Annotated in this window: 26 protein-coding genes; 7 read left to right on the top strand and 19 right to left on the bottom strand. The window is 37.8% G+C overall.

What is annotated here, in order from left to right; translation table 11 throughout:
- Window positions 1–209: 209 nt before the first annotated feature.
- The 7 genes from H7U19_RS05600 to H7U19_RS05630 form a co-directional block, all read right to left on the bottom strand.
- Complete coding sequence (locus tag H7U19_RS05600) at window positions 210–959, bottom strand: alpha/beta hydrolase (RefSeq protein WP_246454649.1); 750 nt, start codon at window positions 957–959, stop codon at window positions 210–212.
- Window positions 960–993: 34 nt separating this feature from the next.
- On the bottom strand, window positions 994–1,872 hold the full coding sequence (locus tag H7U19_RS05605; RefSeq protein WP_186559975.1) for an alpha/beta hydrolase: 879 nt from the start codon (window positions 1,870–1,872) through the stop codon (window positions 994–996).
- A 35-nt stretch (window positions 1,873–1,907) separates the two neighbouring features.
- A complete protein-coding gene (locus H7U19_RS05610; protein WP_186559977.1) occupies window positions 1,908–2,483 on the bottom strand; it encodes a GDYXXLXY domain-containing protein in 576 nt (191 codons plus the stop codon).
- A gap of 4 nt (window positions 2,484–2,487) precedes the next feature.
- Window positions 2,488–3,783 carry a DUF2157 domain-containing protein gene (locus H7U19_RS05615; RefSeq protein WP_186559979.1) on the bottom strand — a complete coding sequence of 432 codons (1,296 nt, stop codon included), beginning with the start codon at window positions 3,781–3,783 and terminating at the stop codon, window positions 2,488–2,490.
- 90 nt (window positions 3,784–3,873) lie between these two features.
- Window positions 3,874–4,353 (bottom strand): hypothetical protein, encoded by a 480-nt coding sequence (locus tag H7U19_RS05620; RefSeq protein WP_186559981.1) that lies wholly within the window; start codon window positions 4,351–4,353, stop codon window positions 3,874–3,876.
- A gap of 27 nt (window positions 4,354–4,380) precedes the next feature.
- A complete protein-coding gene (locus H7U19_RS05625) occupies window positions 4,381–4,848 on the bottom strand; it encodes a hypothetical protein (RefSeq protein ID WP_186559983.1) in 468 nt (155 codons plus the stop codon).
- Window position 4,849: 1 nt separating this feature from the next.
- Window positions 4,850–5,008, bottom strand: a complete 159-nt coding sequence (locus H7U19_RS05630) for a hypothetical protein (protein ID WP_186559985.1) — start codon at window positions 5,006–5,008, stop codon at window positions 4,850–4,852.
- Window positions 5,009–5,158: 150 nt separating this feature from the next.
- On the opposite strand from H7U19_RS05630, the gene H7U19_RS05635 reads away from it, so the two are divergent.
- The 3 genes from H7U19_RS05635 to H7U19_RS05645 all read left to right on the top strand — a co-directional run bounded on the left by H7U19_RS05635 (window position 5,159) and on the right by H7U19_RS05645 (window position 8,444).
- Window positions 5,159–6,658 (top strand): hypothetical protein, encoded by a 1,500-nt coding sequence (locus H7U19_RS05635; protein WP_186559986.1) that lies wholly within the window; start codon window positions 5,159–5,161, stop codon window positions 6,656–6,658.
- Complete coding sequence (locus tag H7U19_RS05640; protein WP_222597388.1) at window positions 6,639–7,898, top strand: hypothetical protein; 1,260 nt, start codon at window positions 6,639–6,641, stop codon at window positions 7,896–7,898. Before H7U19_RS05635 ends, H7U19_RS05640 begins: the two co-directional genes overlap by 20 nt.
- A 102-nt stretch (window positions 7,899–8,000) precedes the next feature.
- Window positions 8,001–8,444 (top strand): hypothetical protein, encoded by a 444-nt coding sequence (locus tag H7U19_RS05645; RefSeq protein WP_186559990.1) that lies wholly within the window; start codon window positions 8,001–8,003, stop codon window positions 8,442–8,444.
- Window positions 8,445–8,537: 93 nt separating this feature from the next.
- Here the strand turns inward: H7U19_RS05645 and hemL are convergent, their stop codons facing one another.
- The 4 genes from hemL to H7U19_RS05665 form a co-directional block, all read right to left on the bottom strand.
- On the bottom strand, window positions 8,538–9,824 hold the full coding sequence (gene hemL, locus H7U19_RS05650; protein ID WP_186559992.1) for a glutamate-1-semialdehyde 2,1-aminomutase: 1,287 nt from the start codon (window positions 9,822–9,824) through the stop codon (window positions 8,538–8,540).
- Between the two features lie 7 nt (window positions 9,825–9,831).
- Window positions 9,832–10,626 (bottom strand): glucosaminidase domain-containing protein, encoded by a 795-nt coding sequence (locus H7U19_RS05655; protein WP_186559994.1) that lies wholly within the window; start codon window positions 10,624–10,626, stop codon window positions 9,832–9,834.
- Window positions 10,627–11,580 carry a 1-aminocyclopropane-1-carboxylate deaminase/D-cysteine desulfhydrase gene (locus tag H7U19_RS05660; protein ID WP_186559995.1) on the bottom strand — a complete coding sequence of 318 codons (954 nt, stop codon included), beginning with the start codon at window positions 11,578–11,580 and terminating at the stop codon, window positions 10,627–10,629.
- A gap of 127 nt (window positions 11,581–11,707) precedes the next feature.
- Window positions 11,708–12,031, bottom strand: coding sequence for a hypothetical protein (locus H7U19_RS05665; RefSeq protein ID WP_186559997.1), 324 nt, complete (start codon window positions 12,029–12,031; stop codon window positions 11,708–11,710).
- Window positions 12,032–12,192: 161 nt separating this feature from the next.
- Between H7U19_RS05665 and H7U19_RS05670 the strand changes: the two genes are divergently transcribed.
- Both H7U19_RS05670 and H7U19_RS05675 read left to right on the top strand, forming a co-directional pair.
- Window positions 12,193–12,369: a C1orf53 family protein gene (locus H7U19_RS05670; RefSeq protein WP_186560005.1), complete on the top strand. Its 177-nt coding sequence runs from the start codon at window positions 12,193–12,195 to the stop codon at window positions 12,367–12,369.
- An 82-nt stretch (window positions 12,370–12,451) separates the two neighbouring features.
- Window positions 12,452–13,030 (top strand): DUF4136 domain-containing protein, encoded by a 579-nt coding sequence (locus H7U19_RS05675; RefSeq protein ID WP_186560007.1) that lies wholly within the window; start codon window positions 12,452–12,454, stop codon window positions 13,028–13,030.
- 69 nt (window positions 13,031–13,099) lie between these two features.
- Here the strand turns inward: H7U19_RS05675 and H7U19_RS05680 are convergent, their stop codons facing one another.
- The gene (locus tag H7U19_RS05680; protein WP_186560016.1) at window positions 13,100–13,429 is read right to left on the bottom strand and encodes a thermonuclease family protein; all 330 of its coding nucleotides are present in this window, start codon (window positions 13,427–13,429) and stop codon (window positions 13,100–13,102) included.
- Between the two features lie 19 nt (window positions 13,430–13,448).
- Window positions 13,449–14,078 (bottom strand): bestrophin family protein, encoded by a 630-nt coding sequence (locus tag H7U19_RS05685; RefSeq protein WP_246454651.1) that lies wholly within the window; start codon window positions 14,076–14,078, stop codon window positions 13,449–13,451.
- A gap of 160 nt (window positions 14,079–14,238) precedes the next feature.
- Between H7U19_RS05685 and H7U19_RS05690 the strand changes: the two genes are divergently transcribed.
- Window positions 14,239–15,993 carry an aromatic amino acid hydroxylase gene (locus H7U19_RS05690; protein ID WP_186560018.1) on the top strand — a complete coding sequence of 585 codons (1,755 nt, stop codon included), beginning with the start codon at window positions 14,239–14,241 and terminating at the stop codon, window positions 15,991–15,993.
- 376 nt (window positions 15,994–16,369) lie between these two features.
- On the opposite strand, the gene H7U19_RS05695 is transcribed toward H7U19_RS05690, so the two are convergent.
- Window positions 16,370–17,119 carry an enoyl-CoA hydratase/isomerase family protein gene (locus tag H7U19_RS05695; RefSeq protein ID WP_186560019.1) on the bottom strand — a complete coding sequence of 250 codons (750 nt, stop codon included), beginning with the start codon at window positions 17,117–17,119 and terminating at the stop codon, window positions 16,370–16,372.
- Between the two features lie 108 nt (window positions 17,120–17,227).
- On the opposite strand from H7U19_RS05695, the gene H7U19_RS05700 reads away from it, so the two are divergent.
- Window positions 17,228–17,536, top strand: a complete 309-nt coding sequence (locus tag H7U19_RS05700) for a rhodanese-like domain-containing protein (protein WP_186560021.1) — start codon at window positions 17,228–17,230, stop codon at window positions 17,534–17,536.
- On the opposite strand, the gene H7U19_RS05705 is transcribed toward H7U19_RS05700, so the two are convergent.
- The 5 genes from H7U19_RS05705 to H7U19_RS05725 form a co-directional block, all read right to left on the bottom strand.
- Window positions 17,526–18,140: a DUF4230 domain-containing protein gene (locus H7U19_RS05705; protein ID WP_186560023.1), complete on the bottom strand. Its 615-nt coding sequence runs from the start codon at window positions 18,138–18,140 to the stop codon at window positions 17,526–17,528. The two genes, H7U19_RS05700 and H7U19_RS05705, sit on opposite strands and share 11 nt — an antisense overlap.
- A 242-nt stretch (window positions 18,141–18,382) precedes the next feature.
- Window positions 18,383–19,033 (bottom strand): response regulator, encoded by a 651-nt coding sequence (locus tag H7U19_RS05710; RefSeq protein WP_186560025.1) that lies wholly within the window; start codon window positions 19,031–19,033, stop codon window positions 18,383–18,385.
- Window positions 19,034–19,100: 67 nt separating this feature from the next.
- A complete protein-coding gene (locus tag H7U19_RS05715) occupies window positions 19,101–20,948 on the bottom strand; it encodes a sensor histidine kinase (protein WP_186560035.1) in 1,848 nt (615 codons plus the stop codon).
- Window positions 20,949–21,204: 256 nt separating this feature from the next.
- Window positions 21,205–22,188, bottom strand: a complete 984-nt coding sequence (locus H7U19_RS05720; protein WP_186560037.1) for a hypothetical protein — start codon at window positions 22,186–22,188, stop codon at window positions 21,205–21,207.
- A gap of 72 nt (window positions 22,189–22,260) precedes the next feature.
- Complete coding sequence (locus H7U19_RS05725) at window positions 22,261–22,803, bottom strand: DUF6252 domain-containing protein (protein WP_186560039.1); 543 nt, start codon at window positions 22,801–22,803, stop codon at window positions 22,261–22,263.
- Between the last annotated feature and the right edge of the window lie 13 nt (window positions 22,804–22,816).

The raw sequence follows: 22,816 nt of genomic DNA on the forward strand, positions 1-22,816 counted from the left end.
TTTGGTTTAGCTATAAAAAACAAAGAAGCCAGTAACTTCAAAGTCACTGGCTTTTCTTTTAACTAAACTAAACTAAATTTATGTAAACTAAACTTATGCAAATAGACGGCTAAAAATCCATTTCCTTACAGTAGTTTAGAAATTTTTAACGTACGCTAAATCTATTTTTATGACTTCTTTAAGATTCGCTCTTTAAGATGTTAATTTTTTTAAGAAAATAACTCGTCAATATAGTTTCGGTAGGCTTCAAAATCAATCAAATTATTATGATTTGCATCTTTAATCGTGATAAATTTTGTTCTCTTTTTCGGCGAAGTATCATATAGCTTTTCGGCACTTTCATAAGGTATCACATGGTCGTCAGTACCATGGAACATCACGATAGGGCATTCCACGTTTTGAATAAATTCAAAGGTTGGAAATTGGTATTTCAACAAGCTATCCACTGGCAATATGGGGTATCGGGCTTTAGCAACATGGGCCATACTGTAATAGGGCGTTTCCAAAATCAATTGTTTCGGGGCATTTTTTGATGCCACATAGGTAGCAATTCCAGTGCCCAAGGATCGCCCGTAAACAGTAATATCGCTTTCCTTGTAATCTTCTTTTAAATAATCGTAAAATAATTGCGCATCACTGTAAAACGTGGCTTCACTTAATTTGCCCGTACTTTTTCCGTAGGTGCGATAGTCCATAATAAGTACATCAAGACCTTTGGCAACAAAAAACTCTACCACTGTGCCCCAACGGGACAAATCGCCTGCATTTCCATGGAAATACAACAGCACGCCTTTGGGATTTTCAACCTTAAAATGAATGGCATTTAAGGATGCGCCATCATCTGCTTCTAAGTTAATTTCCTCAAAATTATGGTTGAACTGAAACTGATAATTCTGCTCCAAAACCGTGGGCAAAAACAACAGTTTTTCCTGCATAAAATACATAAGGGCTGAAATCATAACATAAAGGCCTATTAAAACGAGACCGAATTTTTTAAGCTTTAGCTTTATCGGGTTTTGAACTGTGTTTAACATGGATGCTTGTAGTTGACAAATCGATGTCCTGTGGTTTGCTGTTTATAATATCATCAATCATTTTATGGTAAGATTCAAAGGTATTGAGGTTTTTATGGCCGCCGCCGATAACGGTGTGCAACTTTGTTAATTTTGAATTCACTTTTGATAGTTTTACACTGGTTTTATAAGGAATCAACTTATCGTTCGTTCCGTGGATGATATGGATGGGGCACTGCACATATTTCAACCATTTGTAGGTGGGCAAAGGGTATTTGATTAAAACGGACAGGGGCATAAACGGCGCATAGCGCTTGGTAACTTTAGTGAGACTATAATAGGGCGCATCCAAAATCAACAGTTTAGGTTGGTTCATAGAAGCCAACTTTGCGGCAAATCCCGAACCCAGGGAACGGCCATATAAAATGATTCTATCCTCAGTAGTATATTCCTTGATTTTGTCATACACCCGTTGCAAATCCCTTTTTATGGCTTTTTGGGAACGCTTGCCGGTGCTTTTCCCAAAACCTCGGTAATCCACCATCAGCACGTTATAATTATGCCTTGTAAAATCCACAGCAAACTTACCCCAGCCCTTGATGCTCTTAGAGTTTCCCTTTAGATACAATACGATTCCACGAGAAGGGCCTTTTGGCTTAAATAACAAACCGTTGATAATGGCACCATCACGCGTTTCCAGATTATATTCTTCAGTATTTTGATTTTCGTAGTAAAACTGAAACTCCTTTTCAAGTTTTTCTGGCTTGAACAACAAATAGTCCTGCAAATAGTACAATGCCACACTGATGATGACGTAAATCACAATGACTAAAATTACAATGTATAACCAGTATGGCATTGAATGAGGGTTTTTACTAAAATACAACAAATAGGCTAATTCCCCTCCATCCTTTGTTCCACATAGTCTTTGATTGGCACCTCCCCGATAAGCACATCATCCAAAACGGCCTCACCTTCTTTTATAAAAACAAGGGCGTATACATCATCTAAAGTACCAGCATTTTGATTGTCCTGAACAGCCACCTCGGCATCATAGGCTTTACTTTCTTCCATATAAAATCTATCAAATGGATATTCTATGGACAGTTCGTTATCGTAAATGCTGTACCAGCTCGCCTTGGCATAAACGAAGTCCTTTTTAATATCGGGCAATTCAATTTTGCTAACCCGGAACACTTCTGCAAACCCCAAGCTATCCACATCCAAATACACATAAACCTCTTCTCCCCTTTGCCATATAGAATCTGCTGTAAAATGCCGATCTTCTTCAAAACCCAAAGTGATATATTTTCCCCTAAAAGGATCGGAGGGATCCATGGGTCGCGTTTTAAACTTGTAGGCTTTCCCCGTGGCCAAAATATCCTCTCTATTGAAAATCATTTGGGCAGGCACAAAGAGTTGGGCAATGGCCACCACAATAAATATTACGAATACATATATTGATTTCATTCTTCTAATTTTTTAAATTCATTTTTTGTTCTTTTTGCCTTTTAAGCATCACATAATTGGTTAAAAAGAAGCCCAGCCCGAAGCCTAAAAACAGTATCCCGCGTAGGACAAAGGACATTTCCGTGTCAAAAAATCGGCATACGATCAATATGGCGATAATCAACAATCCATAATTCAAAACTCCAAAATGGAAAGTGTCCGCTCCTCTTTTTATAGTTGCAAGCGCAATACCCAAAATCAATAGATTTACAAGCGTCTGTGGAATATATTCGTTTTCAAATCCACTAAAGAAGATTAGGGTGAAAATTGCAAAAGAAAAGTGGGTTAAACTGAATTTGGTTGTCCCTTTTTTCAAAACTGCATAGCCCAAAACCCCAATTGTAAGAATGAGCAAAACCAAAGACACATAAAGCCCCTGGGAATCCATTGGAAAGGTGGTTTTAGAGATATCCACCCAAAGCCAGTCAAAGCTGGTCATTATCAACATAAATACAGTACCCAACGAGCCCATGATCAAATAGCCGTTTCGCCTTAATTTCTGTTGGTGAAACAGAGGCAACTTGCCAATATTGTAGAAAAGCCCGAACAAAATGACGTACATCAGAAAGCCAAACTCATCGATATCATCCGTAAAGGTTCCTAGTACAATCGTTACGCTCAATGGGAACAACCAATTGAAAATAGAGGTAATATTTGCATGCAAATGACGCTTTATAAGCAGATAATAATGAGGCAGAACTGAGACCAATAATAACACATAATACCAAGGTGTTTTCCCGTAACTCATATAGGAATACCCATAGTCCACAGCATAATAGGTCATAAAAACGATATGAAGTATGGCCAAGGCGTTCGATTTTAACAGATAAATCAACGGTGCGCAAAGGAACATCCATATTAGAAGAAAACTGCTAAAATCCCCGGGTATGTTGTAGATTTGACTAATCAGTGACATACTGGCTCCAACGGCAAAAAACAGGAACGTCCCCGAGGTTTCTTTCCAAACTTTGGATTTCTTTTTAAGAATGGATATCCCAACTGCAACTTGCCCGATGATCAATGGCAGAAATGCCAAAAACGTTTTGGTTCCTCTTGAAAAATTATCCCAATTATGGGCCAAGATCAGGATAATGCCCAATCCAACTAGCAAAGCTCCCAAAACCCCAAACACTGTAAACAGGCGATTGGGCGCATCCACTTTTTTTGATTGGTAGTAGGCTTCAATTTTTAAAGCGCTTTCCTGTGATATCACTTGTTGTGCAACAAGTTCTTTTAAATCATTTTGAATTTTCGAATTCATACCAACTTAATTTAAATCATTAGAAATATAATTCATTTTTAAAACCCCGCAACCAAAAAGCCACGGGGTTTTGGGTTAGCCAACCAATCATCAAAACAAAAAAATCATATAGATGATGATACCCTCTGCAATCCCTGTAATGATGGACATCCCCAGAATGTCCTTGATTTTGCTCCTTAAAAAGAACACCGTGCTTAAAATGGCCATAATGGCAGCCAGTAAAATTTCCAATGCGCCGATTTTTGACAACAGGAACGTAATTCCCGTAAATCCAGCTGTAACGGCCAAGGTTATTAAACAGAATTTTATAACCTCATCCTTGCTATAATTCCCTTCGGCAAAGCCTTTCCGTAAATCCCTTAAAATGGATAGTACAAACAATAAGGGGACAACAGATAAAAATGGAGCAAACACCACTTTTATGCCTTTAATAATAGACAAATCATTGTAAAAAAAGAAGGCGATGGTGGTAAACACCAGCAATCCAGTTACTATAATAGCCTGAAACGTAAACAGCAGTTCCCGTTTTGACACATTGTTTTTTTCCGATTTTTGAAATACTTGGTTCATAATTTTAGATTTTGATGATTTAAGTTTTTAAGCAGACAAAAAGAATACATGAATGGCGAGCGATAACAATACACCACTCAAGATGCCATTTGCCTTTAAATTGTTGTATAAAATGAAATTAAGCACGTACGAGCTCACCGCCGTGGAGTTGATGAGATGTGCAAAAATTAGGTTGTTTTCTAGTTTTTGATGAGTGGCATATTCTATCAATTGCATGAAGGCCACACCGATTAAAATGGTAAGCACCAGCAAAATCGTGGCCGGTTTTTGGTTTTTCAATTTATAATCGTCGGTGTTTTGTGGCAAAAAATGTTCAATCAAAATAAACCGAACAAAGAACAGCATGGGGATGGGAAACAAAATGGACGCAATGATTTTTATCACATCCTTAAAGGTGCGTATTTCGTCATAACCCAAAAACACCAAATAGATGAATACCACCACCGAAATGCCCGTGGTCACCACAAAGGCCATATTTAAGCGCTTCAGCAACATGTTATGCAATTAATATCCTTGCGCTTCCCACAGTATGGCCGGCCATAACAGAAATACAATGACTGTAGTAAGCTTTGATACGTTCTGAAATCCCTTTTGAGGTTAAAATGACTATTGCTATAGTCGCAATAATCGCTGTGTTTTTGATGAATCGTTTCATAATTTTTGTTTTGATGATTACGAAGCAAAACTGCAAAAGTTTCAATTCGCACAAAACACATATTTTTAATAAAACTGACGATATGTTTTATTAATATTATTAATTATTTCCTATTTTTATTATACCTAATAAATATTTACTGACGACTAAATGAATGATTTAAATACCATTGTTTCCTCGTTTTCCAAAGAAGACCAGCTTCGTTTTCTTTCATTTTTAGAGAAAAAGAATAAGCGCCGTGATGCCAAAAACGTTGAGCTGTTTAAACTTTTGGGGCATGCCGATTTGGATTCAAAAGACATCTGTTTTCAGCTATACGGTAAGCAAAATAGTGGCGCTTATCACGCCTTGCGAAAACGGTTGTTTCAATCGATTATTCATTTTTCTGCTAACTCTAGCTTGGAAGATGAGAACTCCATTCAAATGGACGTGATTAAATATATTTTAGCTTCTCGAAATTACTTGCAACAAAAACAGTTCAATGTAGCCAATAAAATTCTGCGAAAGGCAGAGCTGATTGCCATAGAACATCACTTATTTCCGCTTCTAAATGAAATCTATCACACGCAAATCCAATATGCCCATGCCTATCCATCAGCAGATTTGAACGACCTCATCCAAAAGTTCAACAAGAACAAGGAAAAGCACCATCTGGAAGACCAACTGAACATTGTGTATTCCAGAATTAAACAAAAGTTGAGCAAAGATGACACCAGCGATTTCCAATCCATACTGGATGACACCTTGAAAGAATTCAACATGGATATCATCAGTAAACTGTCCTTTAAATCCCTATATCAGTTAATAAGCATCGTAACTGTTTCGGCTTTTGCAACAAATGATTATCTGAAAATTGAAGCTTTTCTAATTAAAACCTACAACACCATTTTATCATATAAAGACAAGGAAAGGCAACCATTTTATCATATTCAAATACTGTATCACATAGCAAATACGCTCTTTAGAAATAAAAAATTTGAAGCCTCTGAAACGTTTTTAGAAAAAATGCACCAGTTGATGCTTCTGCATAAAAACAAGTATTTCAATACGTTCAAATTGAAATATCATTTACTCCTGAGTTTAAACTACAATTACACAAACCGTCAAAGTATGGCTATCCAATCGCTGGAGCCTTTTGTAAACCTAAAGCACCCGGATATCGAGTCTATCTTAGACATCCATTTAAGCCTCATTATGTTTTATTTTCAAAAAGGCGAATTAAAAAAAGCTCACCAATTGTTCTCAAAATTTTACCATAGTGACAAATGGTATACGCAAAAAGCAGGAATCGAATGGGTGATAAAAAAGAATTTGGCCGAAATACTTTTGCACGTTGAATTAGGGAACATCGACCTTGTGGAATCCAAATTATTAAGTTTTAAACGCCATTATTTGGGCTTTTTAAAATCCATTGGCCAATCTCGTGTGGTTACCTACCTCAACCTTGTGGAACAGCATTACAAAAACCCTGAAAAAGTGACCTCGGAGCAATTTAAAGACAAAGTGGAGACCTCCTTTGAATGGATAGAGCCAGAACAAGAAGATATTTTTGTGATGAGTTTTTATGCATGGCTAAAAAGCAAAATGGACAAGGAACCGCTTTACAATACGACTATGGAACTTGTAAAACGTGCCCAATTTCAAAAGTAAATTGAAGTATATTTGCTCGATGTTTAAAAAAGCCCTGATAATTTTTACTGTACTTTACGCTACATTGTTGTTTTCGCAGGAACGCGACAGTATCGTCTTTAAAAATGGCATTGACAGGCCCAGTACTTTATCCACACATCATTTCGGTATTTTTAGCGCAAGGATTAATCAGAACTTTAAGATTGCTCCACCTCAGCGCGATATATTTTCAGTTAATTATTCTAGCGGCAATACCTTCCATCCCTTTGTTGAAGCCTATTTTCCTGAGGATCCTATGGTCAGGGATGCACAGAGCAAAAAGGTATGGTACCAAAGGGATTTTAATTTTGTAGACCAAGAAACGACCCCTGCTGAATATATGAATATTGTGATTGATGCCGTTATCAAGGAATTTCGATTTAACTATAATTTTGCTCTTGGCAAAAATCACGAAGTGGGTTTGACTCTTCGATCCTATTTGATTACGCGGGGCAAGTATCCATTTTCCGTTTTCACCAGTGACGAAGGCATCGAATGGTTTCATAGCAATGTAGCCGGTGGCGAGGATCCTTTTGGAAGACGCTACTATGGGTTAAACCAAGTGAACTTTAGATATCTTGACAGAAACGGCCGGACGCTCAAACTTAATACCAACGATTTTTTTATCGGTGGATTGGAATTCAATCACTTCTACTATCCTGAGTTTTTAAGAAATGAAGAGAGAATGGTCTATGGAAAATTTGGAAGTCACATCGGGTTAAACACCTCCAAATTCAACAAGTCGCTAGATTATGGGATATCGGCAAATGTGGTAAAACGACTTATCCTAAAAAACCAAAATGAATTCAATTTTGGCCTTGGAGCCAGTGTACTTCGGAAAAATTTTATTGCTGGGAAAGGCAACATAGATTTGGGAAATAACGCTTATTTAGGAGCTTTTGAAGCCCATGCAGAATTCACGAAATACACTAAAAAAGGGAATTATCATGCTTTTGGTGTGAATTATCACGTACAGACGCGATACAACAGAAAAGAGGAAGCCGATTATTTTAGGTTGCTCGGCAAATGGAAAGAAATCAATGGAGGTTGGCAAAATGGGGTAGCTACACTATACCAAACCCTAAACGACTGGAATTTTATCTATACCTACGGCAGGCCTAACTACAAAATCTCACTATTCATCAAAGAAGACCTTGAAGTAAACAATGCCCCTGATTTTCAAACAGGTATCACCCTAGAAATTCCAATTTCAGGACATTAAAAAACTCTTCTTTTTGTTAATTTCTCGTTAAAACCACTGGTGTTTTTTAAACCATTTTTGGGTTTCACAGTCAAAGCATCAAACAACTTAAAATTTATTACGATGAAAAAACTTTTAATCCTAGCCGTGGCCATATTCGCAGTTCAAATGACATCTGCCCAAGCCAAAGAAAGAGGCCAAAAAGGAATGGACTTGACAGCTGAAGAAATGGCGACTATTCAGACCAAAAAGATGACTTTATTTTTAGACTTGAACAAGTCCCAGCAAGACGATGTGTACCAAGTTAATTTGGAAAATGCAAAATTGAGAAAAGCACACTTGGCTGAAAGAAAAGCCAAAAAGGAAAGTGCAGAGGCAACGAAGCCCTCAAAAGAGGAGCGTGTAGCAATGATGAATAAAATGTTAGATCATAAAATTACCGTTAAAGCAAAAATGAAAGACATTTTAAATGATGAGCAATACCAGAAATGGGAAAAAGCGCAGGCTAGAAGGCATGCTAAAATGAAAGAAAAAGCAAAAAACAAGCGCAAAGGCAAAAGAGCTTAAAAATATTGATTAATGATTTAGTTTAGTGATTTTTATTATAGTTAAAACGAAGAACGTCTCCAATCCCGATAGCCATCGGGAGGAGGCGTTTTTTTACAAAGTCTGCGCCACCTTATCGACAGCTTTAATCGTAAAATCTAAATCTTCATAGGCCAATGCATCGGTGATGAACCAAGTTTCAAATGCACTTGGGGCAATATAGACTCCTTCCTTAAGCATACCATGGAAAAATGCCTTAAACGTATCGTTGTTGCCTTTGGCTGATGAATTAAAATCGGTTACTTCACCTTCAGCAAAATGTACCGAAATCATAGACCCCACACGATTTATGGTATGCGTAATTTTATTATCGTTCAAAACTTTTGCCATCCCTTTATGCAGATACTCCGTCTTTTCAGCTAAACGATTGAAGATTTCTGAATCATTATTTAACTCGGTCAACATTGCCAAACCCGCGGCCATGGCCAACGGATTACCACTTAAAGTACCTGCTTGATATACTGGCCCCAATGGCGCCAAATGGTTCATAATTTCGTTTCTGGCCGCAAAAGCACCTACCGGAAGTCCTCCCCCGATAACTTTTCCAAAGCAAACGATATCGGCATTAATGTTGAACAATTGTTGCGCTCCACCTTTTGCCAATCTGAACCCGGTCATCACCTCATCAAATACCAATAAAATCCCATTGGCATCGCATAATTCCCGAAGCGCTTCCAAAAACCCTGCTTTAGGCGGAATACATCCCATATTCCCAGCAACGGGCTCAATAATAATACAAGCAATTTCATTCGGATTGGATGCAATCAGAGCCTTTACATTTTCAATATCGTTGTAGTTCGCCAATAAAGTATCCTTGGCCGTGCCTTGGGTTACCCCCGGACTATTGGGCGTTCCAAAAGTACTGGCACCACTGCCAGCCTGAATCAAAAAGGAATCGGAATGCCCATGATAACAGCCTGCAAATTTTATGATTTTATCGCGACCTGTAAATCCTCTAGCCAAACGCACCGCACTCATACAGGCTTCAGTACCTGAATTCACAAAACGGATTTTGTCAATATTCGGCACCATGGAAACGGCCAATTCGGCAATTTTGGTTTCGATTTCTGTTGGCATGCCAAATGAAGTGCCCTTTTTAGCTTTTTCAACTACGGCATTCACCACAGGCTCAAAAGTATGCCCCAAAATCATCGGTCCCCAAGAATTGATGTAGTCTATCAATCGATTACCATCCTCATCGTACAAATACGCACCCTTCGCGGCTTTCACAAAAATGGGAGTACCCCCCACGCCTTTAAACGCCCTTACCGGCGAATTCACACCTCCCGGAATCACCTTTTCTGCTGCCGCAAACAAGGCACTACTTCGTTGATAAATCATCTGAAATTTATTTGGTTTTTATCTTAAGCACCTGCCCAATGGAAATGGTCGTGCCCGTTAAATTATTTTGTTGTTGCAGTTCTTCAACACTAATATCGTGCAACCTGGAAATGGAATACAACGTATCCCCTTTTGCTACAACATGGATCGTTTCGTTAAAATTTTCTTTTCTTGAAACTGTTGCACCCAGCACCTCATCGTCGTATTTGTACAATTTGTATCGCTCTATCAAACTGATAAGTTTTTGGGGATATTTTTTATCGGTGGCATAACCGGCCGCTTTTAAACCCTTTGCCCAAGCCTTATAATTACGGACATTTAAATCGAAAAGACTAGCGTATCGTTTTCTTGTGGTTAAAAACAAGGAATGGTCCCGGTACGAATATTTGGCGTGGTTGTACTTTCGGAAGCACTCTCCTTTTTTATCATCATCGTGATAGATTTTAGCTCCAGACCATGTATGACACTTGATACCGAAATGATTATTTGCTTGCACTGAAAGCCTACCTTTTCCAGAAGCAGATTCCAAAATCCCCTGCGCCAAAGTGATACTTGCCGGAATGTTATACAGTGTCATTTCCTTTTGAGCAATGGATTTATAGGTTTCGATGTAACGTTCAGTCGCACTTAGATTTGTATTGGAATTAATAGGATCAGTTTCCTTCTCGGGCTCCGATGATTTCTTTACCACTTTGACTTCCTCTGTCTCAGTTTTTTGCGATTTTTTGGTGACCACAGTTTTTTTTGAGCCACAACTAAACAACACAACGCCTAAAAGAAATATGACGACTATTCGTTTCATTTAAATTTCAATTAAAGGTAAATTCTTCGTTTTTAATACCTGGTTCATTCCGACGATACCTTGAAGACCTCCGGTATGGATTGCCAATATTTTTGAGCCTGAAGGGAAATACTGTTTTTTAATCAAGTCCATAATTCCAAACAGCATTTTACCGGTGTAAATAGGGTCTAACTGAATATTATTTTCCAATTTAAACTGATTGATGAAATCCACTAATTCGGCATTCACCTTACCATAACCACCAAAATGATAATCCGCTATTAACTCCCAGTTAGTCTTCGATACAAATTTACTAATATCATCTTGCAAAAACGCCCCTTTTAAGGCAGGAAATCCCAAAACTTGTTGACCAGGTTTTGAACAATTTATAAGGCCGGATATAGTACCACCAGTGCCTACCGGACAGCAAATAAAATCGAAATTATGCTCCGTATCCCTTAAAATTTCTTCGCAACCTTTTACCGCAAGTGTGTTTGTTCCGCCTTCGGGAACCAAATAAAAATTATTGAACTCAGATTTCAATTCGGTCAAAAACCTTTCGGAGGTTTTTTCTCGATAGGTTTGCCGGGACACAAACTTAAATCGCATTGCGTTCTGTTTTGCAAAACTTAAAGTGGGATTAGAATCAATTTTAGCACTCAACTCCTCCCCGCGTATCACTCCGATGGTTTTGAATCCTAAAATTTGGCCAGCCAAAGCAACGGAGGCTATATGGTTTGAAAAAGCACCACCAAAGGTCAGCAACGTATCGAAGCCCAGCTTTTCGGCTTCTTTTAAATTGTATTTTAACTTTCGATACTTATTTCCAGACACGAAAGCATGCAATTCATCTTCCCTTTTGATGTATAATTCCACATCGACTTCAAAAGGAAGGTTTATCTTTTGATTTCTGGTATGCTCAAACTCAAAATTCACCGTTTGCGAAGATATAGCTAAATCAACACAAAATAACATGAATCTTTTGACTAAAAAACCAAATTTCATCGTTAAAAATCATCGCCATAACAAAGGCTATGTCTCAAATTTTTGCCTTGAACTTTGATTTTTTTCCTTAAAATCTTCGATGCCATTTTATATCAATTTAGCTATACTTCAAAAATCGCCAAAATGACCTTTTTTTTAAATACTTCAAATCCTTTTCATTGGAATATGCCTCTCTTTCAAAAGAAATATTAAGATAGGCCCTGTGCCAATTTTTAAATTGTACCAATCTTATCAAAAATTCGATGCCGTACCAAATGTAAAACGGTAACACCAATAACTCTAGCTGTTGCCTCAAATGGATTTTCTCGTGATTGATCAAAGTGGCGCTAAATTTCAATTCCTTTCGGTGTAAAAAAATGAAGGGGAAAATCGAAATACCATCATAGCCTTTGGGCACTATGTATTTTGAAATTAGAATCATAAATTATTCAAGACACGAATTACACTAATTTACACCAATTTTATTTTGACTGAACCCTTAATTTGTGATCATTCGTGAAATTCGTGTCTAAAAAATATCGGAAAACAGGCCAATCACTCAGCATAAATCATAATTCTTCAAATTTAAATATCTTTGTAATAATGAAAAAATTTGTCCCCATTGAAGAAGGCGATTATTACTTAACCCCCGAAGGCTATCGCTGTTTTACCGAGCAGTACCATTTAAAGCGCGGCTACTGTTGCGAAAGTGGTTGTAGACATTGCCCTTATGGATACGACCCTTCGACTGCGCTCAGGACAGGCAAAAGAAACGAATAGAGTAAAAACAATTGAAAACCCCTCAAAATCAAGGTTTATGGTATGATTCTTGATGCTTTTTGTTTTATAAAATATCCTAGCTATGAAAAAAATATTTAAAACGTTACCGTTAATTGCCCTTTTAATTGTTGGAACTTCCTGTTCCTCTGTTCGTGTTTCAACGGACTACGATAAAAAGGCAGATTTCAGCAATTTTAAAACGTTTGCCTTTTTTAAAACAGGCATTGACAAAGCTGAAATTAATGATATTGATAAACGCCGTATTCTACGGGCCATTCAGGATGAATTGATGGCCAAAGGCTTTACCAAATCCGATGATCCGGACTTGCTCATCAGCATTTTCACCAAATCCAACCAACGTGTTGATGTTTACAACAACGCTTGGGGCGCTGGCGCCTGGGGTTGGGGCGGATGGGGTCCTTGGGGCTGGGGAGGCTGGGGCTGGGGTCCTGGCTGGGGCTGGGGCTGGAACCAACCCGCAGTTTCTACACGCACCGAAGGCGTATTGTTTGTTGATCTGATCAATGCAAAGAAAAAAGAATTAATCTGGCAAGGTATGGGCAAAGGCTTTTTAGCTAGCAAGCCTGAGAAAAAAGAAGAACGCATTAAGGAATTTGTAGCCAAAATTATGGAGGAATATCCTCCCGGGACGGAAAAATAAAAACCTATCTAAATAAAAGAAAAAGGCATAAAAAAGAGGGCGATCGCCCTCTTTTTCTTTTAAAACCATTCATGGAAAATATGGCTCCGCGTGTCCATTGTCCACTAACCATTGGTTAAAGTCTAGTCCATTGTCAAGGATAATATTGGCTAAATAGCGCCCGTATTTCCCTTGTTTATCCTTGTAAGAGCGAATGGTAACTTCCTTATCCAAAATCATGTCCCTAACAATATCCCTAACTATTTTTCCCTGCTCCTTCTCTGCTCCCCGTAATTCTGGAGTGTCGATACCGTAAAGGCGCAATTTCATTTCCTGAAAATGCAGAAATCCTAAATCCACTACCGCTGTTACAGTATCGCCGTCATAAACATCAATAATTTTTGCTTTATACGTGTACATATTTCATTCATTTTTTTAATTACATTACTATATCATTTTCCCATTTATAAGGTTCGGGAATATCGGTATCATCAATCAATTGACGGATATCTATTTCTATGCCACGACTCATATCGGTAATGGGTATATCGTTTGGCCCGCCCTCAAATGGGTTTTCGGTGTTTTCACCAATCACCTCCATGGTATGGAACACCCAAGCTATAAGCGCACTAAAAGGTATTGAAAACCACACAAAATGCTTTGCAATAAATTCCTGAATACGATGCGTAAAGGTTGAATGGGATTTATGCGTCATCAAATCTTCCAAAATATGATCTCCGATACCTTCAAATCCTTCCATAATCCCGAAGGGCAACAAAATAATAAACACCCAAACAAACACATAGTTTAGCGTGGCGAACTGCCTTGGATATGGGAAATTTTTGATACGTTCCGATTTCCCCTGAAGGGTATAAAACTCCACCAACATATTGGCCATTTCCATGTGCCTAAAGTCTTCAATCAATCCTTCCTCCTTCAGTTCCTTCAATCGCTTGGATTGAATGCCCAACAATTGCGAGGCCTGATTTCCTTTGGAAAAAATATTTTTGATATGCCTTCGGGTCCACCTTAAAACCCCCTTAATGGGAAAGATACGTCTTGTGTACATTGTATTTAATTGAAATTAGGATAACTAAATATATTGAAAACTTTACTAGCATTTTTGCTCGTCGCTAGCTCAATCTTAAAAATTGAAATAAACGTTAAAAATTAATCATTTTAATGAATTATTCGTATTTTTAAGTACTATTTTAACACAAAAATTAGCAATGTCGAATTCTTTTGAGTCCAACGAAATATTACGAAAGTTACCAAAACACCTAAAGCAGTTTATCAAACCTCAAAATTATGAGGACTATTCTGCTATCGACCAAGCTGTTTGGCGCTATGTGATGCGCAAAAACGTAGACTTTTTGAGCAAAGTGGTGCACCATTCCTATTTGGACGGTCTAAAGCAAACCGGGATTTCCATCGAAAGCATACCGAATATGTATGGCATGAACCGTATTTTAAAAGACATTGGATGGGCTGCTGTGGCCGTTGATGGTTTTATTCCACCCAATGCCTTTATGGAATTTCAAGCCTATAATGTTCTGGTAATCGCTAGTGATATTCGACAGTTGGAACACATTGAATACACCCCTGCCCCAGACATCATTCACGAAGGTGCTGGGCATGCGCCTATCATTGCCAATCCAGAGTATGCGGAGTATTTAAGACGTTTTGGTGAAATTGGATGCAAAGCCATTTCATCGGCCAAAGATTATGAATTATATGAAGCCGTTAGGCATTTATCCATTATAAAAGAAGCTCCAAATTCAAATCAAGATGATATCGCTTCCGCGGAAAAAAAGGTTGAAGGGCTTCAACAAAATATGGGTCAGCCCAGTGAAATGGCGTTGATTAGAAACCTGCATTGGTGGACGGTGGAATATGGTTTAATCGGCACGGTTGAAAACCCGAAAATATACGGCGCGGGCTTATTGTCCTCCATCGGCGAAAGCGCGTGGTGTATGACCGACGAGGTAAAAAAACGACCTTATGATATTAATGCGACATATAAAGATTTTGATATCACAAAACCCCAACCCCAATTATTCGTCACACCAGATTTTGCGCATTTGAGTTTGATTTTAGAAGAATTTGCGAATACTATGGCTCTACGTAAAGGTGGACTGTCAGGGGTTCAAAAATTAATTGATTCCAAAGCTTTGGGTACAGTCGAATTGAGTACGGGGCTTCAAATATCGGGTGTTTTTACGGATGTGATTTCACACGACAATAAACCTATTTATATCCAAACCATTGGCAAAACTGCATTGGCTTATCGCGAAAAGGAATTAGTTGGACATGGTAACAAGACCCACGAAAAAGGCTTTGGTTCCCCTATCGGAAAACTAAAAGGCATCAATATTGCCATTGAGGACATGAGCCCAAGGGATTTATCTGCGTACGATATTTATGAGGAAAAAATTGTGACCCTTGAGTTTGAGGGTGGTGTTACCGTTTCTGGTGAAATTATCACTGGAAAACGCAATCTTCAAGGAAAAATCATTTTGATCAGTTTTAAAAATTGTACCGTTAAACATAAGGACACTTTACTTTTTGAACCCGAATGGGGCGTTTATGATATGGCCGTTGGAAAAGATATTATTTCTGCATTTTCTGGGCCTGCGGACTTAAACAGCTTTGACTTGATTACCCACGTACCTTCTACCAAAACTATTCATGTTAAAAAATCTAAAGAAAGATTGGAACTGGAAGCATTGTACCAACAAATAAGAGATTACCGCGAAGGCAAAAATAGAACTATTTCCCGAACCAAAGTTTTGGAGGCATTGATGGAAAACCACCCCAACGATTGGCTATTGTCCGTCGAACTTTATGAGTTGGCAGTTTCAGGTAATGAAAATGAATTGGCCACCAAAATTTTAAAGCATTTGGAACACATCAAACAAAACAAACCTGAATTTGGGCATTTGATTGATGATGGGTTAGGGATTGTAAACTCTGTAACAATTTGATAATTTTCAGGACAAATAGTTGATTAAAAAAATCGATACAGAATAAATAAAACCATACCTTTAAATTAATGAGTTTCGGAGCTGGGCACATAATGGATATGATAAATCGGATAAAACAAAACCGATCTCAACGTCCATCCAATAGAGCTAAATTCAAAGAAAATAATGGAGAGTCCATCTATTCCGAAAACTCAAAAACCAAACGACCGACTTTTAAAACAGTTCCCGAAAAAGAATTAAATACCATTAAAAAAAAGATTAGAGAAAGAGCTAAATCAGAACAGAAAAAAGAGCTTTTTACAGTATTCTTTGTTTTCGGACTAATTATAATTCTTTGCTTACTATTTCTGTTAAACTGAAAGCACTAAAACTAAAATCACCTAAACCGCTTCAAAGTTTTCTTAGTAAACTTGCTCAAAACCAGCTTTCCACTAATTTCAGCACGTTGTTCTAAAAGTTTATCCCAGTTTTCGGTGCCTTTCCAAAATACTTTTTTCATTTCAGCTAAAGCTTCGGGGTTATAACCTGCTAGTTTTTCGGCCAAAATTTTTACGGCAATATCTAGATCTTCGGTAGTTTCAAAAACATCCGAAAATAGGCCTTTTTCTTTTGCAAAATTGGCGTCATAAAAGGTTTCGGCATCTATGGTCATTTGAGACATCGCCGTAGTTCCTATTTTTCTTGACACGGCCGGTTCAATCACGAATGGCCCGATACCGATACTTAATTCACTCAGTTTTATCGAGGCATATTTCGAAGCCAAACAATAATCCGTGGCAGACGCCAAACCTAAACCGCCACCGACAGCCTTGCCCTGAACTCTACCAATAATCAATTTTGGGCATTTACGCATGGCGTTAATCACATTGGCAAACCCCAAAAAAAACTGCTTCCCGGTTTCAGTATCTTCAATTGCAATCAATTCGTTAAAGCTTGCCCCTGCACAAAAGGTGCGGTCGCCTCCGCTTTTTAGAACGATCACTTTTATGGCATCATTAACTCCAGCCTCAACAATGGTTTTTTCCAATTCAGATAAAACAGTACTTGGCATGGAGTTTCGATTAGGGTGAAAAAACTCAACATAACCAATATGGTTTTCAATAGTCAACGTTACATAGGGCTCCATGACGACAGCTTTAATTTTAGCGGAATATACATAAAATAAAATGCATTTGAGCCCTTATTTAAATCAACAAATGGTAAAAAATTGACTAACTTTATAAAAATTTAAGCCGTGGGCATTTTACGTTTTTTTTACAAGAGAAACTCTCGGAAAATTACGGAATTCCTAAAGCGGGACGCCGTAATTTTAGATGTGAGGACACAACTGGAATGGGAGGAAGTGCATCTTACCGACGCCATTAATATCCCCTTGAGTGACTTGAAGGATAATATTGAACACCTGAAAGCCATGAACAAACCCATCATAGCGCATTGCAAAAGTGGCGTGCGGTCTGCAAGGGCTGTTAAACTTTTAAAATTCTACAACATAGAGGCTGTAAATGGTGGCGGAATTGCAGATTTGCAATTGCTCATAACTTAATATGTTCCCAATCTTCGTGGTTTGTTATGGGTGTATCGTCGTACTTCAAAGTCCACCCCAATGAATTAGTCAGGATATAAAATTTGGCCAGTTCGCTTATCAATCTGTTTTTTGCATTTTTCTTTAAATCCGACCGTTCAATTTTTTTTTCGAGTGAGCCTTTTACTGTTGCATTAATAGCATTATAATCCTTGGCCTCAAAGGGGTTTAAGTAATCCGCCTTTACATCATAATACTCTAAATCAGGATGTATTTTTACTTCCTCTTCTGGAATATTTGTAATGGTGAGCGTTTTTGAGGTTTCATCGATTTCGAACTCAATTTTGCTCAAATCGTAAGCAATAGTGACCTCGGCATTCACCACGACCAACGCTTTCTTTTCAGCAGACAAGAAATCGCCAAAAACGTCCTTTGAGTTTTCGTAGGTGAACACCTCGCTAAAGTGCCCTTCAGTGACCACCAACTTTCCAACATTATTGATTTGCTCCTGAATTAAGGTAGAGCTTTCCCGCAAAATCAGTCGGTCTTCTTTTTTAGTATCACAGTATTTATAGGTGAAGAGCACAATCAATGTAATCAACACGCCAAACAGAATTTTTCGCATGCCCTAATTTAGAAATATTTTGAGAACTTGATGAAATGGCCTTGAAATTTGGGCATAAAAAAACATCAGTTTCCTTCGACATTGAAGTCTAACTAATGCATCTATGTTATTTCAAAATAACATTGCAAATGTACACACACTTTGTTTATGGCGCATTAACAGGACGTTAAGCAATTGTTATACTATACTAAAATCCGATAAAGCCTTTCGACTGCGCTCAAGGTGACAAGTGGATGTTCAAATTAAATCAAGTTATTGCGCTTGGCTTTTTGCACCGCTTCCAACTTATTGTGTACTTGCAACTTTTTATAAATATTTTCTATGTGCTTTCGGATGGTACCGGTAGATAAAATCAGATTATCAGCGATGGCATTGTAGCTCAGGCCTTTGCTTAATTGTTCCAACACTTCTGTTTCTCTTGCGGTCAAAGTGATATCCTCCTTGTCTTTTTGGTTTTGAATTTCAATCGGGTTTCGCAACAATTTAAGGGTTTTCATGGCAATGGAGGGATTCATGGCCGCACCGCCATTTAAGGTTTCAACGATCCCATCGTGCAAATCCTTAGGATTGACTTCCTTTAACAGGTAACCGTCTGCTCCAGCCTTTATGGCATTAAAAATATTTTCATCGTTATCAAAAACCGTGAGCATAATGATTTTAATATGTGGATACTTTTTTTTGACAATTTCGGTGGTTTCAATGCCATTTAAAACGGGCATTTCAATATCCATTAAAATGACATCCAGATTGTGATTGTCCCCAAGTTTTTCTAATAAATCAGAACCATTCACGGAAGAAAACTTTACATCAATATCGTCAAAAAAAGACAGCTTTTCTTTTACTGCGGTAATCAAAAACGAGTTGTCGTCGGCTATTGCGGTTTTTATATTCATTTATGCGTTATATGTTTTGTAAAAATCATGATTTATTGGGTGAATTGCAATACGTAAAACATCGTATTTAGTATTTAACGAGGACACTAATATTTGTTCCTTTGCCCAATTCGCTTTCAATATTGATAGTTGCCCCAATCTCTTTCGCCCGCTTTTTCATATTGTTAAGCCCATTACCGCCTTCAACAGCTTTTGGATCAAAACCTTTGCCATCGTCTTCAACTTTAATTTCAAGATTATCTTTTGCATCCAAAATACTTACGGAAACATGTTCGGCATCCGCATATTTAAAGGCATTATTAATCGCTTCCTGAATAATACGATAGATATTCATCCCTTTAATGGCCCCAAATTCGATATCTTTTGAAATGGCATCATCCACCGAAAAGGTAAACTTTGTACCATCAGCATGGGCATTTGCTTTTTCAACAAAATTTGAAATCCGAACCTGCAGATCCTCTAAAGAAATCTTGTTTTTATTCATCGCCCAAATGGTATCCCTTAACTCGTAAATCGTTTCTTTTGTAAAGGCACTAATACTCTGCAACTTGGCCTTTAATTTGCTATCCGAAATTTTAAATCCGTATGGCAGGTTTTCAATGGAGGAAATGATGAAGGTGAGTTGTGCACCAATATTATCATGTAAATCCCGTGAAATTTTCAAACGTTGTTCATACAGTTTCTTTTGATAGGCGATGTTTTCCTGAATCAACAAATAATAGCGGTGCGCCATGGCGATGGTCAACACAAAAATCTCAAAGAAAATGACAAATTCCCATTCAATGGGACTGTAACCCGAAGTCAATTTCAAGGCAGTCATTAAATAATGAATTACCACCAGCATCAATGGAAAATAGGCCATTACGAAATAATAGGCCATAATTTCCTTTTTAAAACAAAGTTTAATGGCAATGGTATAAAAGCCAACCGTTACTATTAGCAACAATAATTTTGCCGAATAATAAGAGAGGGCATAAAACCATTCGAATCGTCTTAAAAATAAGGCCACAACAAAAAATAAAAACGTGAGCATCGCGATGCGCCCAATACCCTTGTACAACTTTGGATAGTATGTTTTCAAATAAAAGAAATGCCTCAAATACTGCATGACGAAAAAGGCCTGCACCAGAGTAAACATTTCTAAAAAATTGTTTCCAAAAAAAAGGTATTTCTCAAAAAACAAAGGCGAAATAAAATAGCGCAATCCCAATAAATTGGCAAAAATTACGGCCACAAAACCCGCATAATACAAATACAGCCTTTGCCTTGAGAAAAAGAACATCGCAATGGAAATAATGATGACCAAAACCGTAAAACCCGTAAAGAATATCAAATACGAACTTCGGATCTTTATATCTTTTGTTCGCCGTTCGTAGCCCTTTTTAGTCCAAATTTTATTCACTACCCGAAACGCGCCGTCGTTTACCACGGCATGGATGTAAAAACTTATCGTATCGTTTTTTGAAATGTTGATGGGATAGGTATATGCATATTTGTTGGACAAAAATGAAGAATTATTATTGGCTTCAAAATGTAATCCCTTTTTTGGAAAGGCCTGCACGATTTCCCTGCCTTTGACCACATAAAACTCCAAGGAATCGATGTATGTTTGATTAAATTCGAATACAAAATCAGATTCATTTGATGTATTTAAAAATTTGATTTTTAGCCAATTATACGGATGGAATACCCCTGAATTTAAAAATGATTTTTCTTCAAATTGAAATAACCCATCATCTTCCAAAACTTGATGGATACTCAGGGCATTTTCGCTTTCTCTAAAGGTATAATGCTTTGAAATGGTAAACTCGTCAAAATTGGCAGATAGCTTATTGATATCCAAGCCGTTTTGAGCAAAGTAGTTCCCGAAGTTAGCAAGAGAAACTATTAAAAGAATATATTTGACAAGCCACATAAAATAAATACTTGTTCAATGATTGATTAGTATTTAAACGGGATTGAGGCTAAAATAGTAAAAAGAAAAAACACCAACCGTGTCCTTTTTGGAAAGAATCCCACGATCGATGTTTTCTGTATGAACTGATTAATAGCATACTAAATCTAGTAATTAATGCGTGTTTCACTATCAATTTTTCGATAAAGCGTTATAAAAAAAGATTAAGCGCAATAATTGGATTATCGCGCCCAATCACAAATCTCAACAACAAGATTTACTTCTTCCCAAGTACATACTTTTCAAGGGCACCCACATTGGCCCTAACAACAGCGCTGACGAGCTTGTATAAATTTGGGTCTAAGCCTACGGCCTGTTTTCTTGTTTTTGTTTTGCCCTTTTTATTCTTGTATTCCACCTCCTCTATCAAGAATATACCACCGTATGTTGGTTTTTTCTCGTAGGGGCTAACGCCAAACTTTACGCTAACTACCTCGTTATAATCGCTGTAAATGGTCTTTGTGCCACTAGCCGGGTTTTTGTATAAAATATCAGATTTTACATCTATAAGCTTATTTCCAACAACCGACATGCCTATTTCAATAACTAAAATAGCATCCAAACCTAGTTTATTAAAAAAATCGTTTCTCTTTTTTACGGCCTTTGGAAACGAGCCAAAATATGGCAATGTCATATTTCTGTAGCCCACTACTGGCCCTGAATTACCTTGACCGGTTAGTCCAGAAAACGCCTTGACGCCTTTCAATTTTTTCAGCTCATACTTATGGTATAAATCTGTCTTTTCCTTATCGTCCAAGTAGTCATGGATTTCAAGTAGTTCCATGCCCTTGTCCTTAAAGGTACTTTTCATGGTTTCAATAGTATTATCGTAAATTTCATTGGCAACGGCACTTGCGCCTTCCTTGGTTGCTTTTGATGTGGTTCTAACGGTAGTGTACCCGTAACTTACTGAAGACGAATTACTTTGGTCTGACACTACAAAAGCTAATATGCCAACCCGTTTTGGCATAACATAGTCCCTTTCTGAAGCAAAGCCTTTTTTAATTTGCCATTTCCGAATCGTAGGAGCCGTACCAGAGTACACAAAGGCCTTACTGTACATTTTATTGGGGTTATCCAATAATTTTTGAAGGTTTTTAGATTGTGCCGACAAATTTATGCTATGCCCAAATGTGAGAGCAATTATTGATAAGACAACAATAACTCTTTTTTTCCCGATTGCATGTTTTAAATATCCCATTGTTGAGTTTGTTTCTGTTAATAATAACAGTGAAGTAGCACTTAATTAGCGCCACCTCACTTTTACAAAAATCTATGTTGTTTGCTTAGATAGATTGAACGAACCTTCGGTAATGTTTTTTACCGATCCATCTCCGTTAACATTTTTACCCATAAAGCTGAATGTGCCTTTTACATGGGTATCGGTCTCCTCCGAAACGGAAACTGAACCCACCTCGGTATTGTCGTATGGCGCCTGCCAAATTTCGGTGGTCGAGGCCGCAGGGTTGCTTAGGTTTACCTTTGTTTGGGTATAGGATGCCGTATTGGTAACCGCAATATCAGCCCCTGTTAATTTATAGGTACCCGCCCCTGTATAACCGAAAATGGTCATTGCAAAAGCATTGCCATCACTGTTGGAAGCAATTATAACAAGGTTTTTTGTGCCACCTGCATTTGCCACAGTAGCCGAGGACGAAATTTCCATAGATTGGAAAGCAGTGCCGTCCACTGTTGCCGTTAAAGTTCCTGAGGCCGCATTGGATGGGCCTCCGCCGTCATCATTGTTTGAACACGATGTAAATGTTAGTAATGATCCCACCATTACGAATAACATGATTTGTTTTAAATTTCTCATTGTTGAATAATTT

Origin of the sequence: Hyunsoonleella aquatilis (assembly GCF_014270105.1) — a bacterium.
Taxonomy (GTDB): domain Bacteria; phylum Bacteroidota; class Bacteroidia; order Flavobacteriales; family Flavobacteriaceae; genus Jejuia; species Jejuia aquatilis.

Excerpts from the sequence above, each read along its gene's own strand:
- H7U19_RS05600 (WP_246454649.1), bottom strand. The coding sequence starts at position 959 with ATGATTTCAGCCCTTATGTATTTTATGCAGGAAAAACTGTTGTTTTTG.
- H7U19_RS05605 (WP_186559975.1), bottom strand. The coding sequence starts at position 1,872 with ATGCCATACTGGTTATACATTGTAATTTTAGTCATTGTGATTTACGTC.
- H7U19_RS05610 (WP_186559977.1), bottom strand. The coding sequence starts at position 2,483 with ATGAAATCAATATATGTATTCGTAATATTTATTGTGGTGGCCATTGCC.
- H7U19_RS05615 (WP_186559979.1), bottom strand. The coding sequence starts at position 3,783 with ATGAATTCGAAAATTCAAAATGATTTAAAAGAACTTGTTGCACAACAA.
- H7U19_RS05620 (WP_186559981.1), bottom strand. The coding sequence starts at position 4,353 with ATGAACCAAGTATTTCAAAAATCGGAAAAAAACAATGTGTCAAAACGG.
- H7U19_RS05625 (WP_186559983.1), bottom strand. The coding sequence starts at position 4,848 with ATGTTGCTGAAGCGCTTAAATATGGCCTTTGTGGTGACCACGGGCATT.
- H7U19_RS05630 (WP_186559985.1), bottom strand. The coding sequence starts at position 5,008 with ATGAAACGATTCATCAAAAACACAGCGATTATTGCGACTATAGCAATA.
- H7U19_RS05635 (WP_186559986.1), top strand. The coding sequence starts at position 5,159 with ATGAATGATTTAAATACCATTGTTTCCTCGTTTTCCAAAGAAGACCAG.
- H7U19_RS05645 (WP_186559990.1), top strand. The coding sequence starts at position 8,001 with ATGAAAAAACTTTTAATCCTAGCCGTGGCCATATTCGCAGTTCAAATG.
- hemL (WP_186559992.1), bottom strand. The coding sequence starts at position 9,824 with ATGATTTATCAACGAAGTAGTGCCTTGTTTGCGGCAGCAGAAAAGGTG.
- H7U19_RS05655 (WP_186559994.1), bottom strand. The coding sequence starts at position 10,626 with ATGAAACGAATAGTCGTCATATTTCTTTTAGGCGTTGTGTTGTTTAGT.
- H7U19_RS05660 (WP_186559995.1), bottom strand. The coding sequence starts at position 11,580 with ATGTTATTTTGTGTTGATTTAGCTATATCTTCGCAAACGGTGAATTTT.
- H7U19_RS05665 (WP_186559997.1), bottom strand. The coding sequence starts at position 12,031 with ATGATTCTAATTTCAAAATACATAGTGCCCAAAGGCTATGATGGTATT.
- H7U19_RS05670 (WP_186560005.1), top strand. The coding sequence starts at position 12,193 with ATGAAAAAATTTGTCCCCATTGAAGAAGGCGATTATTACTTAACCCCC.
- H7U19_RS05675 (WP_186560007.1), top strand. The coding sequence starts at position 12,452 with ATGAAAAAAATATTTAAAACGTTACCGTTAATTGCCCTTTTAATTGTT.
- H7U19_RS05680 (WP_186560016.1), bottom strand. The coding sequence starts at position 13,429 with ATGTACACGTATAAAGCAAAAATTATTGATGTTTATGACGGCGATACT.
- H7U19_RS05685 (WP_246454651.1), bottom strand. The coding sequence starts at position 14,078 with ATGTACACAAGACGTATCTTTCCCATTAAGGGGGTTTTAAGGTGGACC.
- H7U19_RS05690 (WP_186560018.1), top strand. The coding sequence starts at position 14,239 with ATGTCGAATTCTTTTGAGTCCAACGAAATATTACGAAAGTTACCAAAA.
- H7U19_RS05695 (WP_186560019.1), bottom strand. The coding sequence starts at position 17,119 with ATGGAGCCCTATGTAACGTTGACTATTGAAAACCATATTGGTTATGTT.
- H7U19_RS05705 (WP_186560023.1), bottom strand. The coding sequence starts at position 18,140 with ATGCGAAAAATTCTGTTTGGCGTGTTGATTACATTGATTGTGCTCTTC.
- H7U19_RS05710 (WP_186560025.1), bottom strand. The coding sequence starts at position 19,033 with ATGAATATAAAAACCGCAATAGCCGACGACAACTCGTTTTTGATTACC.
- H7U19_RS05715 (WP_186560035.1), bottom strand. The coding sequence starts at position 20,948 with ATGTGGCTTGTCAAATATATTCTTTTAATAGTTTCTCTTGCTAACTTC.
- H7U19_RS05720 (WP_186560037.1), bottom strand. The coding sequence starts at position 22,188 with ATGGGATATTTAAAACATGCAATCGGGAAAAAAAGAGTTATTGTTGTC.
- H7U19_RS05725 (WP_186560039.1), bottom strand. The coding sequence starts at position 22,803 with ATGAGAAATTTAAAACAAATCATGTTATTCGTAATGGTGGGATCATTA.